A 15,619-nucleotide genomic window follows, 5' to 3' on the forward strand; every position below is an offset into this window, starting at 1 on the left:
TTCATAAGGATCATTTCCAAAGAACCTGTATCATCCCTGCTTCACTCGTTTTTCAAGCGTATGAGCCAGGACGACCAACGCCTTATCCGCCTGCTGGCCGCAACGCTGACCCGCCGCCCACGCAGCAATCTCACCGAACTGGCCGCCGGCGCGGGGATCAGCCGCGCGACGCTGTACCGCTTTGCCCCGACCCGCGCGGCAATCGTGGAAAAGGTCACCGCCGAAGCGTGGCTGCGTCTGCAGGCGGCCCTGCCCGACGACGACGCCCTGCCCGATCCCATGGCAAGCCTGCGACGCATGACGCACGCCTTGGTGGAAGACCTGGATCTGGTCATCTACATCGTCAACGAGATGGGCATGGAGGGCGCCGAACGCGGCAACACCTATTACGCCGCGCCGGAGTGGGAGTCGTTCCAGGCGCATCTGGATGCTTTCTTCTTGCACGGCCAGCAGCGCGGCGTGTTCGGTATCGAAATGCCGGCGTCCTGGTGGAGCGACTTCTACCTCTCGTGCCTGTTCGGAGCCGGTTGGGCAGTGGCCACCGGCCGTCTGGCACAGGCATCGGTCGTACGTGCGGTCCTGACCTCGTTTTTGGAAGGCGCACGTTCCGGTTCGAGAGTGCAATCTCCCTAGCCGCGAGCCGCTGGCGCCACCGTCACCGCCAGCCGGAACACCACGCGATGTATCGCGTTTCCGCAGGTTGAGCGATCGGTTTTTATCGAGGCGGCAAACCGGTTCGCCGGTGGCCGGCACGGTCTGCGGCCGATGGACGAGCGTCCCCCCGCATCATGCGCTCTCGGCGGCTGATGCAGACAATGCATGTCCACGCGCCCGGAGGCGCGCAAGCGCACCGTGAAGCGAAGGGGCGCAGGGCCGATCTGTGCACTCAGGCAGACATCGCCGCACGCCATCGCGCGTCACGCTCACCCGCCGTTATGGGGCAGCGCGCCCTTGTCTTCCTGCAACTCACGCTTGAACGGCACGTCCGGCGGTGGGCGTGCGATAGCCGGTTGATCGTTGAGATTGGGGTCGCTCAAGCCGCAACCGCCGCCGAATTGCAGCAGGGACACCACGCAACTGATCTTGGTGGTCGTGCCAGGAATCGGAATCTCGATCTTCTTCAGGCCGCGCCGCACCCATTCCTGCAGCAGCGTCTGGTTCGGCATCCAGTACTTGTCCAGCGATGTCGGCGTGTAGCCGTACGGCGGACGTTTAAGCCAGGTGCCGCCCTGGGCAATCTGGTCGCGGGTCCAGGTATCGGTCTCGCTGCCTGGTGGTCCGCGGTCACCTGCACCCTGGCCGGCATCACCGGCTCCGGTGGCCACCTTGATGCTGCCATCGGCATTGAACATGCCGTTGCGCTGGGTGTTGCCACCCGTCGTGTCGCCTTGCCGATTGCGGTCGGACTTGCTCCAGTCGTCGGCGTTGGCGGCCACGTCCCACCCGCCGCTGCGATCGGCAGGCGCCGGGCCGGCATGACCGCTGGCGGCTGGCTTGGCGGGCGACGATGCAGCAGTTGGCGCGCTGCTGGAACGTTCGGACCGGACAGGACTGGCCTGCGACTGTGCAGGTTGCGCGGCTGCTTGCGCGGTTGGCGCCGCCACGGTGGCCGGCCGCGGTTCGGGAGTCGCAGGCGTCGCTGCCACTGGCGCAGGCGCCGGATCCGGCACGTTCGGCAGCTCTGCGGGACGCACCGCAACGTCAGGCATGCGCACGGTCGGCGAGATCTCACGCAGGCGCGCAGCCGGCGCGGCGATTTGCGGGCGCTCGGGGATGACGATGTCGCGCTCGCGCACTGTTGGCGCAGCGGCAGAGCGCACCGCCACATCCGTGGCCGGACGCTGCAGTTCGCGCACCTGCGGGCGTTCGGTCACCGTCTGGATGTCGCGTTGACGCACTTCAATCTGCGGCGCCGCCCGCTCGATCGCACGCGGCGTCAGCGTGATCGTTGGCGGCGGTGGGACGACGAAGTCGTTGGTGGCGACCGGGGTTTCGGTGACCTGCAGCGGCGATTCGATCGTCACCGGCGGCACCTGCACCGTCACCTGCGGAATATCCGCGGTGACGGGTTCGCTGGCCGCTTGCACCGGTTCCGGCGCATGTTCTGGTACCTGGGCCGTATCGGGGCGCTCCACAGGGTCGGTTGCTGGCTGCGCTGGCGTCGGTGCCGGCGATGCAGCCGGTTCGCTCTTCGCCGCCGATGCACCCGCGTGCGCTGGCGAAGACGCCGCAGCTGCAGCAGCCTGCGTCGATGCCTCGGCCGCAGGTTGACCTTCCCCGCCGCCCTGCTCTTCAGCCCCTTCGCCGATCAAGGTCATGCGCACCCGCGATTCGTCGCCGGGCTTGGTTTCTTCCGGCGCCCAGCGCACGGTGACCACCCAGATGAGCAGCGCACCAAAACCGAGGTGGATGAGAAAACTGCCGAGCACCGCCAGCCAGTGCTGCCGACGCTGATCCTTCGGCCGCGGGTCCCAGTGTTGCCACCACAGGCTGCGGAACGCCTGGAATGGCGACAGCAGGGAGACGCCGGCCACATCGCGCCGATCCGGTTGCCCACGTGCCAACAGCACATCCATGACGTGGTCATCGTTGAATGGCGCAGCCGCGTGCTTGCGGTTGCCCATCCAGATGCCCCAGCCATACGGAAGGCCGGTGCGCCGATCCAGAATGAGCTTGCCGGGCATGCGCGCGCGCAGTGCCTGCAGCAGATCGGCAGCCGTTGTCACCGGTGGCGCGGAATCAGGCCGCGCTGTCGCGCGGAATGTAGGGAGCGTCGCCGGTGGCGTGGTCGGTCGCATCGCGCACCGCAGTCACGCCGGGCACGCGCCCCATCAAGGTCTTTTCGATGCCCTGCTTCAAGGTCACGTCGGCCATGCCGCAGCCGTGGCAACCGCCGCCGAAGCGCAGCAACACCACGCCGTCGGCGGAGACTTCCTGCACGGCCACGCGCCCGCCATGCGATGCCAACTGCGGGTTGATTTCGTTTTCCACCACCCAGCGCACACGCTCCACCATCGAAGCCGACTCTGCGGGCGCTTCGCCCTTGATCTTGGGCGCCTTGATGGTGAGCTGCTGGTTGCCGGTAGACTGGGTGACGTAGTCGATTTCGGCCCCGTCCATCCACGGCACGCTGGCAGCGACGACATACAAGGTGAAACCATCGCAGTCGATCGCCCATTCGTCGCCGCTCAGGTCCGCCGGTTCGGCGAACTCAAGCCGGGCGTCGGCACGTGGGGTACCCGCATCCACCGCGCTCAGGCGCACGCCCATGCCGGGCACGCCCTCGCGTTCGATGAGCTTGCGGAAATAGGTCTGGGCTTTGTCGGATATCTGGATCATGCGGGTTATTCTACCGCCCAAAGCGCCCTCGCTCATGGAACACCGTGATCCTGGTGGGCGCGCCGTCCGCCACCCCTGCGAGACCGTCATGACCGATCTGATTCCCCTGGAGCAGGCCCACTGCCTCCCGCGCAAAGGCAGCGACCACAAGCTGGGCGAGGCGCGCCTGGCCGAGCTGCTGCCGCAGGTGCCCGGCTGGGAGCTGGCCGAGGCCGGCATGGCGCTCACGCGCACGTTCCGCTTCGCCGACTATTACCGCACCCTGGCCTTTGTGAATGCGCTGGCCTGGATCGCCCATCGCGAAGACCACCACCCCGACCTGGGCGTGCATTACGACCGCGTCGTGGTGCGCTATTCCACCCATGACGTGGGCGGACTGAGCGAAAACGACTTCATCTGCGCGGCCAAGACCGCGCAGCTCTACGATCAGGGAATCACTGCATGAACATGTATCGCGCCGCGTTCGCCGGCCTCGTCGTCGCCACCGGCCTTGCTGGCTGCGGCAAGTCGCCACAGCAGGCCGCCGCGCCCACCGTCGCGCCCACCGAGCTGGCTGCCCTGAAGACGCCACCGCCGGAATATTCGCCGCAGCTGGCCTGCGCCGGTGTGGGCGGCACGACCGTGCTGCGGGTCGTGGTCGGCACCCAGGGCACGCCGACCGATGTCTCGGTGGCACAGAGCAGCGGCCAGCCCGTGCTCGACGAAGCGGCCCTGACGCGCGTGCGCGAGTGGCAGTTCAAGGCCGCCACCCGCAATGGCCAGGCCGTGCCGCAGACCATCCAGGTGCCGGTCTCGTTCAAGCCGCCGGTGCCGCGTCCGAACGAATGTTTCGCCATCGAGGAACGCGCACGCCGCGGCGGCTGAGGACAGCGCAGGTCGGTGACGCCTTATTCCTGCACGGCATAAGCGCATCGACACCAGCGCATGAGCAACAGCGCCTTGTTCGCGCGCTTGAGTGTCGCCCCTGCCTGACGCTGGCGCAGAGGCGCTGCTTTTCGTCTTCGACACCACGTCTTCGTCATCGCGGCATGGCCATCCTGCTTCCGCGGAGGGGTGTGCGTATCTGGCGAGCTGCAGTTGCCACGCTCTCCGCAGGAAGTTCTTCATTCCACGAGGACGTCGCGCCACATGCTTGCAGTGTCATCACACAATCTCTGGATCGCGCTTGCGGTCACGCTGGCGGCCGGGCTGGCAACCGGGCTCGGCAGCCTCATGGTGGTGTTCGCCAAAAAGCCCAATCCGCGCCTGTTGGCATTCGGCCTGGCCTTCGCCGGCGGCGCCATGGTGTACGTGTCGCTCACCGAGATCCTCAACAAGTCGATCGCCGCGTTTTCCCAGGCCTACAACGACAAGCTCGGCTTTACCTTCGGTACCCTGACCTTTCTGGGCGGCATGCTGCTGATCATGCTGATCGACCGCCTGGTGCCGAATCCGCACCAGAGTTTGTCCAGCGACGATCCGCAGTTTCGCGAAGACAACCGGGCCTATATCCGCCGGGTTGGCCTGATGACCGCCGTCGCGATCACTGCGCACAATTTCCCGGAAGGATTGGCGACTTTCTTCGCCACGCTTGAAAGCCCGGCGGTCGGCATGCCGCTGGCGTTCGCGATCGCCATCCACAATATTCCCGAAGGCATCGCGATCGCGGTGCCGGTGTATTTCGCCACGCGCAACAAGTTCTATGCGGTGGGCGCCAGCCTGCTCAGCGGGTTGGCCGAACCGGTCGGTGCAGGCATCGGATATCTGGCCTTGTCCAGCGTGCTCTCGGATGCGGTCTTCGGCACCGTGTTCGGGCTGATCTCCGGGGTCATGGTGTTTCTGGCGCTGGACGAATTACTGCCGGCTGCCAAGCGCTACGCCCAAGGTCACGAGACCGTGTATGGCCTGGTCTCGGGCATGGGAACGCTGGCGATCAGCCTGGTGTTGTTCCGTTTCGCAACGCCGTGAAGCGCGTCATGCGCGGGCATCACCACTCGTGATGGACTGGCGCGAAGTCTGTTGCAGCAAGTGCAGACAATGCCGCTTCAGAAGCCCGATCGCTGTGTTGCCCGTGACGAGCCGACGCGCCCGCCCGCCTGAAATCAACCGCATGCCACGCAGCGCACCTGCGTGAGGTGCTGTTTCCCGCATGTCTGCTGAACACCGTCGCGCCTGGTCGACTGAAGCCAAGTTCTAGAAAGGTTCCAGACATTCAAGCCGGCGCATGGTACGCGCGTCATCAACGCACACACAGCGAGGTGCCGTATGCAACGCACATGGTCACAAGGGCGCCTTGCCTTGGCGCTGTCGATCGCATCCACTGGCCTGATTGCACTCGGCGGCTGCCAACGCACCGACGCACCGGCGCCGGCCGCCGCCGAGCCTCCGCCGCCTCCCAGCGCGATGGCAGCGCCGGCTTACACGCCGCCCACGGCGGACCAGCTTTACCAACTTGTCGCGCCGATTGCCCTGTTTCCAGACAAGTTGCTGGCGCAAACCTTGGCGGCGTCGGTGTATCCCGATCAAGTGGTCACCGCACAGGAATGGCTACGCAGCAATAGCGGTTTGAGCGCTGCAGATCGCGCGCAGGCCACGGTGTCGCAATCGTGGGACCCGAGCATCAAGGCACTGACCGCCTTTCCCGACGTGGTGGCCCAACTGGCTGGCAATCTGGATTGGACGCGTGCGCTCGGCGATGCCTACGCCCACGATCCCAACGATGTGCTCAACGCGGTGCAGATCATGCGCCAACGCGCCCAGGCCAGCGGCCATCTGCACAGTACGCCGCAACAGCAAGTGCAGGTGGCGCGCCACGTGGTGGTGACGCCCATTCTGGATGAGGGCCGCATCCCGCCGCCCTCGCAGGTGATCACCATCGAACCAGCGCAACCGGATGTGGTGTACGTGCCGCGCTACGATCCCGGCGTGGTCTACGGCGCGCCGGTCGATGTCTACAGGGAGTATCGCTACCGCCCGGTCCGCTGGTACGACGAAGGCGACGTCGTCACCACCGGCCTGGTGTCCTTCGGCGTCGGCGTATTGGTGGGCGGCGCACTCGAGCACCATCACGGTTGGTTCGGCTGGGCCGAGCCGGCGCCTGTCTGGCACCGCTGGGGCTGGAACAGCTGGGGTGTGGATTGGAACGCGCCGCCGGCCGCACCGCATTATGTGGTCTACCAGAACCATGTCTATGCGCCGCGCACCACCATCATCAACAACCGAAATACGTATGTCGATTCACGCTCGTACGTGAATCAGGATCAGCGCCATTGGTCCAATTCGACATCCGCGCCTGTGGCCGGGATGTCCCCAGCCAACTTCCATGCGGCGCAGGCGGCCGCTCTACCGGCAGCAGTCGCCAGCGCACGTGGGCTTGGTGCGTTTGCAGGAGCGGCCACGCCAGCGCCTTCGCCCGCCCAACTGCATCGCCCGCCCGACTATGCGCATCTGGCCACACCGCATTTCAATGCACAGATGCTGCAACCAGGCCGCCCGGTAACGCTGAACGCATCGCCGTCGCCGTCGTCGCATGCTGCGCCCCTGACAACTGCGGGCCATCCGATGCAGCCATTGCCCTCCGGGATGCGTTCGCCGCGCGTGCAAGTACCGGCATTCGCCTCGGCTGCAACGCCTGCACGGGTGAATGACTTGCAGGCCACACAACAGCACATGGCGCAGATGCACGCACAGTCGGGGGCAGCGCAGGAACAGGCAGCTGCAGCCAACCGCGCACATGCCGGCATGCCGCCGCGCGATGCATTTGCGAGCCGCGACGCCCGCGACAGCCAGTTCCGAGCCCAAGCCCAACCTGCGCAATGGAAGCCGCCCGTGCAAGAGCAGCGGCAGCTGGCGCCTCATCAGCAGTTTGCATCCGCGGCAGTGCCGCGTGTCGAACATGCGCAGCCGTCGCAGCCGCGTGACGAACCGCGCCCGGTCATGAAGGCAGAGCCGCAGCAGCGCATGCAGCGGATGGCGTCCTTCGCCCCGCCGCGTGCCGCTCCGACCCATCAGGCCGATATGCACCAGCAACGCCCGCATCCGTCGGCGCAGCCGCAACATCACGACCATCGCCACGAAGGCTGAGCCAGCCGCGCTGGCGCAGCCGCCATGGCTGCGTCAGCGACCGAGCTGGTCTAGGGCCTCGGCGAGCTCTGGCGCCAATGGCGCGCTCAACACGTACGGCGTCTTGCCGGCATCCAGTGCGAATTCCAGCGATGCGGCATGCAGGAACAGCCGCTTCAAACCAAGCTGGTCGCGTAGGCGCTTGTTGACGTCTGCCTCACCGTATTTCTCGTCGCCGGCCACCGGGTGCCCCAGGTGCTGGGCATGCACGCGAATCTGGTGGGTGCGACCGGTCTCGATGCGCACTTCGCAATAGGAATGGCCGCCGCGCCGTTCCAGCAACTTGAAATGGCTCAGCGACGGCTTGCCGATCGCATTCACCTGCACATGCCGCTCCCCTCCCTGGCGCAGGCCGATGTGCAGCGGCGCGTCCACGGTCATCACGCCGTCGGGCATGCGGCCCACCAGCAGGGTCAGGTAGCGCTTGGTGATGCCACGCCCTTCGACGCGGTCGTCTTCGCGCATCAGGGCCTGCAGCTCGGTCAGCGCCGAGCGCTTCTTGGCCACGATCAATAGGCCGGACGTATCGCGATCAAGCCGGTGCACCAGTTCCAGGCTCTGGTTCGGGCGCAGCGCCCGCAGCGTTTCAATGGCGCCAAAGCTGATCCCGCTGCCGCCATGGCTGGCAACCCCGGACGGCTTGTTCAGGGCAAGCAGGCGCGCATCCTCGAACACGATTGCCGCTTCCAGCCGCGCCATGAATGATGACGGCGGCGCTGCCTTGTCGCCCTCTTCGTTGATGCGCACCGGCGGAATCCGCACTTCTTCGCCGCCCTCGAGCTTGCGTTCGGCCTTGGCACGCCCGCCATTCACGCGCACCTGGCCGCTGCGCACCAGCTTGTAGATCAGGCTACGCGGAGCGCCCTTGAGCTGGCCAAGCAGGAAATTGTCCAGCCGCTGCCCAGCACGGTCTTCCGGAACTTTGAGAATGCGCACGCCGACGCGGTCGGCCGGCGGCTTGGGGGGCTGGGGGTCGGTCATCTGGCTCTTTATTCTGTTACACTCGGCGAGCGAGATAAGGGTTTGATTTTGTTGGAAGTTGATTGGCCAGAAGCCTGACTTTCGATGATTCCGGCACAGTGCGCGACCACCGCCCCCGGGGCGGCCATGTTAGCGGCTCACCGGCCTACCCGGCCATCGCCAGCGGTTTTTGACCGCTGCGCTGAACATGTCCCGTGCGCTGCCCCGGTTCGTCCGGACGCGGCTGCCGGCCCTGAAACACCTATAAAACTTAAACAAGCGCTCCCGCGGCCTGCCGTGGTGTTGCAGCGCTGGAAACTCTGGTCAGGCCTGTCCGCGCGTTGCGCGAAGGGCCGACAAGCTGTTCCAGAGGCGAAACGTCACGGCGTTCCGCGCGGTAGAGCGCGTGAGGAACGCAACAATGAAGCGAATGCTGATCAACGCAACGCAGGCCGAAGAGCTGCGCGTGGCGATTGTGGACGGCCAGACCCTGTACGACATCGACATCGAACAGCCGTCCAAGGAACAAAAGAAGTCCAACATCTACAAGGGCCGTATCACCCGGCTAGAGCCTTCCCTGGAAGCGGCGTTCGTGGACTATGGCGCCGAGCGTCATGGCTTCCTGCCGCTGAAGGAAATTTCCCGCGATTATTTCCAGGCCGGCGTCGACCATAACAAGTCGACCATTCGTGAGCTGCTGCGCGAAGGCCAGGAAATCGTCGTGCAGGTGGACAAGGAAGAGCGTGGCAACAAGGGCGCCGCCCTGACCACGTTCATCTCGCTGGCCGGCCGCTACATGGTGCTGATGCCCAATTCGCCGAGCGCCGGTGGCGTTTCGCGCCGCATCGAGGGCGAAGACCGTGCCGCGTTGAAGGAAGCGCTGGACAAGCTCGACATTCCTGACGACATGGGCGTGATCATCCGCACTGCCGGCGTGGGCCGCGATGCCGAAGAACTGCAGTGGGATCTGGACTACCTGCTGCAGACCTGGAAGGCGATTGCCGAAGCTGCGCTGAGCAAGCCGGCCGCGTTCCTGATCTACCAGGAATCGCGCCTGATCATCCGCGCCCTGCGCGACTACCTGCGCGCCGATATCGGCGAGATCCTGGTCGATACGCCGGAGCTCTACGCCGACGCCCAGGAATTCATGAAGCAGGTGATGCCGCAGAGCCTGCGCAAGCTCAAGCACTACACCGACGATATCCCGCTGTTCAATCGCTTCCAGATCGAATCGCAGATCGAAGGCGCCTATGAGCGCAACGTGCGCCTGCCCTCGGGCGGCTCGATCGTGGTGGACCAGACCGAAGCGCTGACCGCCGTCGACGTGAACTCCTCGCGCGCTACCAAGGGCAGCGATATCGAAGAAACCGCGTTCCAGACCAATCTGGAAGCGGCCGAAGAAGTCGCACGCCAGCTGCGCCTGCGTGACCTGGGTGGCCTGGTGGTCATCGACTTCATCGACATGGCCTCGTCCAAGCACCAGCGCGAAGTTGAAAACAGGCTGCAGAACGCACTCAAGTACGACCGCGCACGCGTGCAGCTGGGCCGTATCTCGCGTTTCGGCCTGATGGAAATGAGCCGCCAGCGGCTGCGACCGAGCCTGGGCGAATCCAGCCAGATCGTCTGTCCGCGTTGCGATGGCCATGGCCGCATGCGCAGCGTCGAGTCGCTGTCGCTGTCAATCATCCGCGTGGCAGAAGAGCACGCCATGAAGGAAAACACCGGGCAGGTGCTGGTCCAGGCGCCGGTGGAAATCGCCAACTACCTGCTCAACGAAAAGCGCAGCGCACTGCGTGAAATCGAGCAGCGCCACGAGTCGCCGATCATCATCGTCGCCGACGAGCAACTGCACACCCCGCACTACGAAGTCACGCGCCTGCGCGAGAACGAGCTGGGCGAAGAGAGCGGCAAGCCGAGCTACCAGCGCGGCACCCCGCGCAAGCTGCCGGTGCATGCACTGACCAAGGCGCAGTTGAATATTCCCGCAGCCCCGGCGGTCACGTCGATCAAGCCGAGCCAACCGGCACCGGTTCGCGAAGAAGCCCCTGCCCCGGTCGCGCCCGTCGCTGCGCCGGCGCCGGTGGTGACCGTGCCCATTCCGGCACCGGTCACCGGTGTTGTGGGCTGGCTGAAGCGGATCTTCGGCGGCGTCGAGCCCGTCGCCCCGGCCCCGGAGTCGACCCCGCGTCCGCGCCAGAACGATGCCGGCCGCAATAACCGTGGCGAACGCGGCGAGCGTGGCGGTCAGCGCCGCGATGGTCGCGATGCCCGTAATGGCGGCAATGGTGGCAACCAGCAACGTGGCAATGGCGGCAATGGCAACGGCGCCAATAAGGAACGCCGTGACGAGCGTCGCCAGCCTGCCAGCGCCCAGGGCGCGCAGAATGGCGCACAGGCACAGCAGGTGCAGGCGCCTAAGCCGCCGCGCAATGAAACGCAGGCGTCAAAGCAGCAGCAACCGCAGCAGCAGAAGTCCAAGCCGCAGAACCAGAGCCCACGCCCGCCACGTGCGCCTGCACAGCAGGACGGCGCGCCAGCCGAGCGGCAGCCGCGTCCGGCACGCCAGGATGAGGGTACGGCAGCGGCGCAGACCGTGACCTCCACTGCCGCAACGGCCACCACGTCGAGCGTGGTGGCCGCCATTGCTGACGCCGCTGCACCCACCAATGCGCAGACCAACGCCAATGAAGCGGCGCAGGCGCATCCTGTCGATGTCATGGTGAGCGAATCCACTGCTGATCGTGGCGCCGACGCAAATGCAACTGCACCGGCCCAGGATGCCGCAGGCGACGATGCAGCCAATGGCGAAGGCGGGAGCCGTCGCCGCCGCGGCCGTCGTGGTGGCCGTCGTCGTCGTCGTGGCGCCGGTGCCAACGGAGAAGGTGGTACCAGCGTCGATGGCCTGGAAGGCGACGATCTGGACAGCGATGCCGACAACGATCTCGATGGCGACAGCGAAGGCGACGACGCCGGTGCTCATGCGCATGTATCGGGCGCACCGCGCGCCGGCCAGCCGGAGTTCGATTTCGACGATGAGGCACCGGCACCGGCGGTGCGCGCCAAGTCGGAATCCGCTGCCCAGGCAACCGCCAAGCCGCGTCCGGTTCCCAAGGAGCGCGCAGAGCCACAGGGCGGCAGTGATACAGCTTCGACCACCGCGCCGATTTCCAATACCGTGCCGGCATCGCAGCCTTCGGCAGCACCCGTTGCCGAAGCCGCCCGCGAGCGCCCTGCTGCGCCCGTCGCTGCTACCGACGCACCAGCCAAACCCGCGCCGGCTGTCACAGCGTCGACGGCTGCCAGCACCGAGGGTGCTGCAGCGCAGGCTGCAGAACAGCGCCCCGCGCCGGTCGCACAGCAGGCGTCCGCTACCCCGGCTCCGCTTGCCGCCCCTGCGCCAGTGGCATCCACGCCGGCACCTGCAGTGGCTCCCGCTGCCGGGACTGCACCGACGGCAGCGGTGGCGGCTGCCGCGGCTTCGGCACCGGCTATTGCATCGCCTGTGACCAACGATGCGGCGACAAGCAGCCAGCACCAACCTGCGCCCTCGGCGCCGGCAAGTGCGGCTGTACCTGCCGCCGACGCCGAGGCCGCGAAGGCCGACCACCAGCAGCGCGCTGTGTCGGCGGACGTGGCAGCGCCTTCGGTACAGGCAGCGCCGGTGCAGCCGGCACGGGCAACGCCTGCTGACGACCTACCGGCACCTGCGGCGGCTACGCCGGCATCGCAGGCCGCAGTAGTCACGGTGACGTCGCCGCACGCCGAGCAGTCTGCTTCGCAGGCGCCATCGGCCGAGGTGGCAATGACCTCGACCTCGACGGTTGTGCAGGCAAGCCCAAGTGCGGACACCGCGCCCGCACGCAAGCCGTATGCTCCGGTGCAGACCACCATGCTCGATGCGCTGAGCCCGAACGATGCTGCGCCAGCAGCCTCCTCGGCCAGCAAGCCTCCGGCAGACCCTGCAGCAGAGCAGGAGTTGCAGGCAGGCAAGCCCAAACCGACGGTGGTCGTGTCCGAACCAGTCAAGCCGGCTGCTCCATCGACCGACGCCGACCAGGTGCAGGATGACGACAGCAACAAGCCGCGTGGCGATCGCTGATCGCCAGGTGACTTGATTGGGTGGCCTGTTGGGATAACAGGCCACGTCAACATCGAAACAGCGGCCTTCGGGCCGCTGTTTTTTTAGGCACCGCCTGCACTAACGCCAAGCCGCATCCGCCGGTTGTGATCCCGGAGAGGCATCGACGCTCCACGTTCTTCCACATGAGCGGCGACGTTTGTCGTCACTCGTGGTCAGTGTTTGCAAAGACCCTTCGATCGGCAAGTGCGGCGAGGCCAGGCCTTGCTGGCACATGACGACAATCAGCGCGGAAAGCTCCTAGTACCCGGCGTGTCGTTACGCTCACCGCCCGGGCGCCCTGACGCCCGGGTCTTGTTCGACATACCGCGCGCCTCTAGAAGGTCGGGCTAGTTCCCCCACTCACGCGTTGACGCAATCCAGCAACCGCTTCTGAGGGCGAGACACGTCATTTCTAGGCACGTGATGAGCTTTCTCTACGCGATGTTGTGCGCCCTGGCCTTGCGATGCAGCGCAGCCACTGCACTGCACTCAAGGCAACGGTTCACAGCACCCTGGAGGGATCGGTCAGACCGTATTGATTGGCTAGCCGCGCCAGCGCAATGTTGTCCTGGATGCCGACCTTCTCGAACAGGCGTGCCTTGTGCGTGTTGATGGTCTTGGCGCTGAGGTTCAGGCGCTTGGCGATGTCTTCCTGGCGCAGGCCCTGGGTCAGCAGCAAGGCCACTTCCAGCTCACGGGGCGACAATGCATCAAACGGTGAACCGCCACCTTCCAGATTAGACAGAGCCAGGTTCTGCGCGATCGTATTGCCGAGATAACGCCGTCCCAATGCGACTTCACGCACCGCGCGCAGCAACTCGTGCGCGTCACCACCCTTGCCCACATAGCCGGAGGCGCCTGCCTCGAGCAAACGCTTGGGCAATGGGCCGTCTTCGAGCACGGAGACGATGATGACCCGCGTACCGTAGTCGCCCTTGACGATGCGCTCGGTAATTTCCAGGCCGCTGACGCCGGGCAAATGCAGATCGCACAGCACGATGTCCGGTTTGAGTTGACGAATCTGCGGCAATGCGGCTTCGCCGCTCTCTGCTTCACCCACCACATCGACGTCCACTTCCTTGGACAGAATCATCTTCATGCCTGTACGCACGAGTGCATGATCGTCGATCAGAAAAACTCTGATGGTCATCCTTGTTGTCCTCGCTAGCGGCTGGCTGGTGCAGCCTATCTCCGTGAATAATTCAGGGCAAGCTCGATGCGACGTATTACGCCCAAGTTAGAGCGTTATGACACGTCACTAGAGCATGCATGACGTGCGCATGGCGCGATGTCTCTAGGCAAGATGTTGCAACGTGTGCCGATGATGCGGGCGCCAGGCCGACAGGTGACATCGGGCAATGCAGTCGCGCTCGGTCAGATTTTCACTGGCTCGGCGGTACGGTCGGCGTCCACCAAGGGTTTTAATTCGGGATCCAGCGCAACGCGTTCGTCGAAGACGAAGCAGCGGCCCTCGTAGCCTTCGCCACCGACCTCTTCGAAGTAGCCGAGGATTCCGCCCTCCAGTTGCAGCACGTTGTCCATGCCATCGGCCTGCATCCACAGCGCGGCCTTTTCGCAACGGATGCCACCGGTGCAGAAGCTGACCACCGTGGCATCGGCCAACGCGCCACGATGCGGTTCCAGCGCGCCAGGCAAGTCGGTGAACTTGTCGATCGGCAGCGTCAATGCACCCTGGAAGGTCCCGTATGCCACTTCCTGCGCATTGCGCGTGTCCAGCAACACCAGCGGACGGCCGCGATCATCCTGCCCATTACGCAGCCACTCGCGCAGCACGGCAGGCGTCACCGACGGTGCACGACCTTGCAGCGGCGATGCATCGTCGCGCCGAAAACTGATGATCTCCGGCTTGATCTTGACCTTGAGCCGCGCAAACGGCTGATGCGCGCTTTCGCTGTACTTGATGCGCATCTGCGCAAACCGCGCGTCGGCCTGCAGCCAGGCGTAGAACGCGTCGATCTGCTCGGCAGCGCCTGCCAGGAACAGGTTGATGCCCTCTTCGGCCACCAGCACCGATCCTTTCAGCGCATGCTGCTCGGCTTGCGCGCGCACGCCGTCGGCAAGTGTCTGCGGATCCTGGATGGTGACGAACTGGTAGGCGGCGGTATTGATCATCATGCGGCTATTTTAGGGCCGCGGGCAGCCCCTAGCGAGCGCCGTGGATGGGACGTCCAGCACGGTGCAGCAGCGTGCCTGCAAGCGCGTCATGCCGCGCACTCAGCCGCGCAACAGCACAAACGGCAGCAACACCAGCGAGGCGACGACCAGCATGCCGATCAGCGTCACGAGCACGAAGACCGGTCGCCTGCGCAGCAACGCGCCAAAGGTCTCCGCAGTGCCGGCTGCAAGTTCCTCCTGGCGCTGGGCACGCGCAATCGCGCCGCGCTGTGCCTGGTAGGCATCCATCGCCGCCTTGGCGCGTGGATAGTCGGCATCGTCGCTGAGCCAGATACCGCCAGCGGAAATCCCCCAGTTGCTGGGGCGCGTTTCATAGATCTGCACGCGCTGCTCGCGCATCAGCGCCCGCACCTCATCGGCTTCGTCGTCGGGAACATTGCGCAGATTGAGCAGCAGCTTGGCCATGCCGCGATGATACCGGGAGCCAGGTGCGATAATGGCGGCCTTTCTCCATGGACCCTGCCATGCGCCTTTTGTTGACGCTCGTTGTCGCCCTGTTGCTCGCAAGCTGCGCGCCCGCCCTGCCGCCCTCCGGCGGCACCATCGCCAGTTTCGAGCGGATCGACCGCACCGTGGGGACCGGTGCAGAGGCCACACCAGGCGCCATGGTCACCGTGCACTACACCGGCTGGCTGTACGACGAAAAAGCCGCCGACAAGCACGGCAAGAAGTTCGACAGCTCGCTGGATCGCGCTGAGCCGTTCCAATTCGTACTAGGCGGCCACCAGGTCATCCGCGGCTGGGACGATGGCGTGGCCGGCATGCGTGTCGGCGGCAAGCGCACCTTGATGATTCCGCCCGATTACGGCTATGGCGACAACGGCGCCGGTGGCGTGATACCGCCCGGTGCATCGCTGGTGTTCGATGTGGAATTGCTGGGCGTGCAGCCGCGCTGAGTGCCTG

Annotated in this window: 13 protein-coding genes; 7 read left to right on the forward strand and 6 right to left on the reverse strand. The window is 65.6% G+C overall.

Annotation, left to right across the window (positions count from 1 at the left end; genetic code table 11):
* The first annotated feature begins 60 nt into the window (after positions 1 to 60).
* Positions 61 to 633 (forward strand): TetR/AcrR family transcriptional regulator, encoded by a 573-nt coding sequence (locus tag HLH45_RS15470; protein WP_008575676.1) that lies wholly within the window; start codon positions 61 to 63, stop codon positions 631 to 633.
* 290 nt (positions 634 to 923) lie between these two features.
* Here HLH45_RS15470 and HLH45_RS15475 read toward each other — a convergent pair whose 3' ends face one another.
* Both HLH45_RS15475 and HLH45_RS15480 read right to left on the reverse strand, forming a co-directional pair.
* Complete coding sequence (locus HLH45_RS15475; RefSeq protein WP_008575674.1) at positions 924 to 2,726, reverse strand: hypothetical protein; 1,803 nt, start codon at positions 2,724 to 2,726, stop codon at positions 924 to 926.
* A 13-nt stretch (positions 2,727 to 2,739) separates the two neighbouring features.
* A complete protein-coding gene (locus HLH45_RS15480; RefSeq protein ID WP_008575672.1) occupies positions 2,740 to 3,339 on the reverse strand; it encodes an NfuA family Fe-S biogenesis protein in 600 nt (199 codons plus the stop codon).
* An 88-nt stretch (positions 3,340 to 3,427) separates the two neighbouring features.
* On the opposite strand from HLH45_RS15480, the gene HLH45_RS15485 reads away from it, so the two are divergent.
* From HLH45_RS15485 to HLH45_RS15500, 4 genes are all read left to right on the forward strand, one after another.
* Positions 3,428 to 3,784 carry a 4a-hydroxytetrahydrobiopterin dehydratase gene (locus tag HLH45_RS15485; protein ID WP_003489213.1) on the forward strand — a complete coding sequence of 119 codons (357 nt, stop codon included), beginning with the start codon at positions 3,428 to 3,430 and terminating at the stop codon, positions 3,782 to 3,784.
* Entirely contained in the window at positions 3,781 to 4,203 is a 423-nt protein-coding gene (locus HLH45_RS15490; RefSeq protein ID WP_008575670.1) for an energy transducer TonB, read from the forward strand. The genes HLH45_RS15485 and HLH45_RS15490 overlap by 4 nt, the downstream gene beginning before the upstream one ends.
* 264 nt (positions 4,204 to 4,467) lie before the next feature.
* Positions 4,468 to 5,286, forward strand: a complete 819-nt coding sequence (gene zupT, locus HLH45_RS15495) for a zinc transporter ZupT (RefSeq protein WP_008575667.1) — start codon at positions 4,468 to 4,470, stop codon at positions 5,284 to 5,286.
* A gap of 297 nt (positions 5,287 to 5,583) precedes the next feature.
* Positions 5,584 to 7,401 carry a DUF3300 domain-containing protein gene (locus tag HLH45_RS15500; RefSeq protein WP_008575666.1) on the forward strand — a complete coding sequence of 606 codons (1,818 nt, stop codon included), beginning with the start codon at positions 5,584 to 5,586 and terminating at the stop codon, positions 7,399 to 7,401.
* Between the two features lie 33 nt (positions 7,402 to 7,434).
* Here HLH45_RS15500 and HLH45_RS15505 read toward each other — a convergent pair whose 3' ends face one another.
* A complete protein-coding gene (locus HLH45_RS15505) occupies positions 7,435 to 8,421 on the reverse strand; it encodes an RluA family pseudouridine synthase (RefSeq protein ID WP_008575665.1) in 987 nt (328 codons plus the stop codon).
* 409 nt (positions 8,422 to 8,830) lie between these two features.
* Here HLH45_RS15505 and HLH45_RS15510 point away from each other — a divergent pair, with 409 nt between their 5' ends.
* Complete coding sequence (locus HLH45_RS15510; RefSeq protein WP_008575663.1) at positions 8,831 to 12,499, forward strand: Rne/Rng family ribonuclease; 3,669 nt, start codon at positions 8,831 to 8,833, stop codon at positions 12,497 to 12,499.
* A 523-nt stretch (positions 12,500 to 13,022) separates the two neighbouring features.
* On the opposite strand, the gene HLH45_RS15515 is transcribed toward HLH45_RS15510, so the two are convergent.
* The 3 genes from HLH45_RS15515 to HLH45_RS15525 all read right to left on the reverse strand — a co-directional run bounded on the left by HLH45_RS15515 (position 13,023) and on the right by HLH45_RS15525 (position 15,121).
* The gene (locus tag HLH45_RS15515; RefSeq protein WP_003489223.1) at positions 13,023 to 13,670 is read right to left on the reverse strand and encodes a response regulator; all 648 of its coding nucleotides are present in this window, start codon (positions 13,668 to 13,670) and stop codon (positions 13,023 to 13,025) included.
* Positions 13,671 to 13,894: 224 nt separating this feature from the next.
* Positions 13,895 to 14,656, reverse strand: coding sequence for a sulfurtransferase (locus tag HLH45_RS15520; RefSeq protein WP_008575662.1), 762 nt, complete (start codon positions 14,654 to 14,656; stop codon positions 13,895 to 13,897).
* A 99-nt stretch (positions 14,657 to 14,755) separates the two neighbouring features.
* Positions 14,756 to 15,121, reverse strand: coding sequence for a DUF6164 family protein (locus HLH45_RS15525; protein ID WP_008575660.1), 366 nt, complete (start codon positions 15,119 to 15,121; stop codon positions 14,756 to 14,758).
* 59 nt (positions 15,122 to 15,180) lie between these two features.
* Here HLH45_RS15525 and HLH45_RS15530 point away from each other — a divergent pair, with 59 nt between their 5' ends.
* Entirely contained in the window at positions 15,181 to 15,612 is a 432-nt protein-coding gene (locus HLH45_RS15530; protein ID WP_014090254.1) for an FKBP-type peptidyl-prolyl cis-trans isomerase, read from the forward strand.
* The last annotated feature ends 7 nt before the right edge of the window (positions 15,613 to 15,619 follow it).

Origin of the sequence: Xanthomonas euvesicatoria (assembly GCF_013112235.1) — a bacterium.
Lineage (GTDB): Bacteria > Pseudomonadota > Gammaproteobacteria > Xanthomonadales > Xanthomonadaceae > Xanthomonas > Xanthomonas euvesicatoria.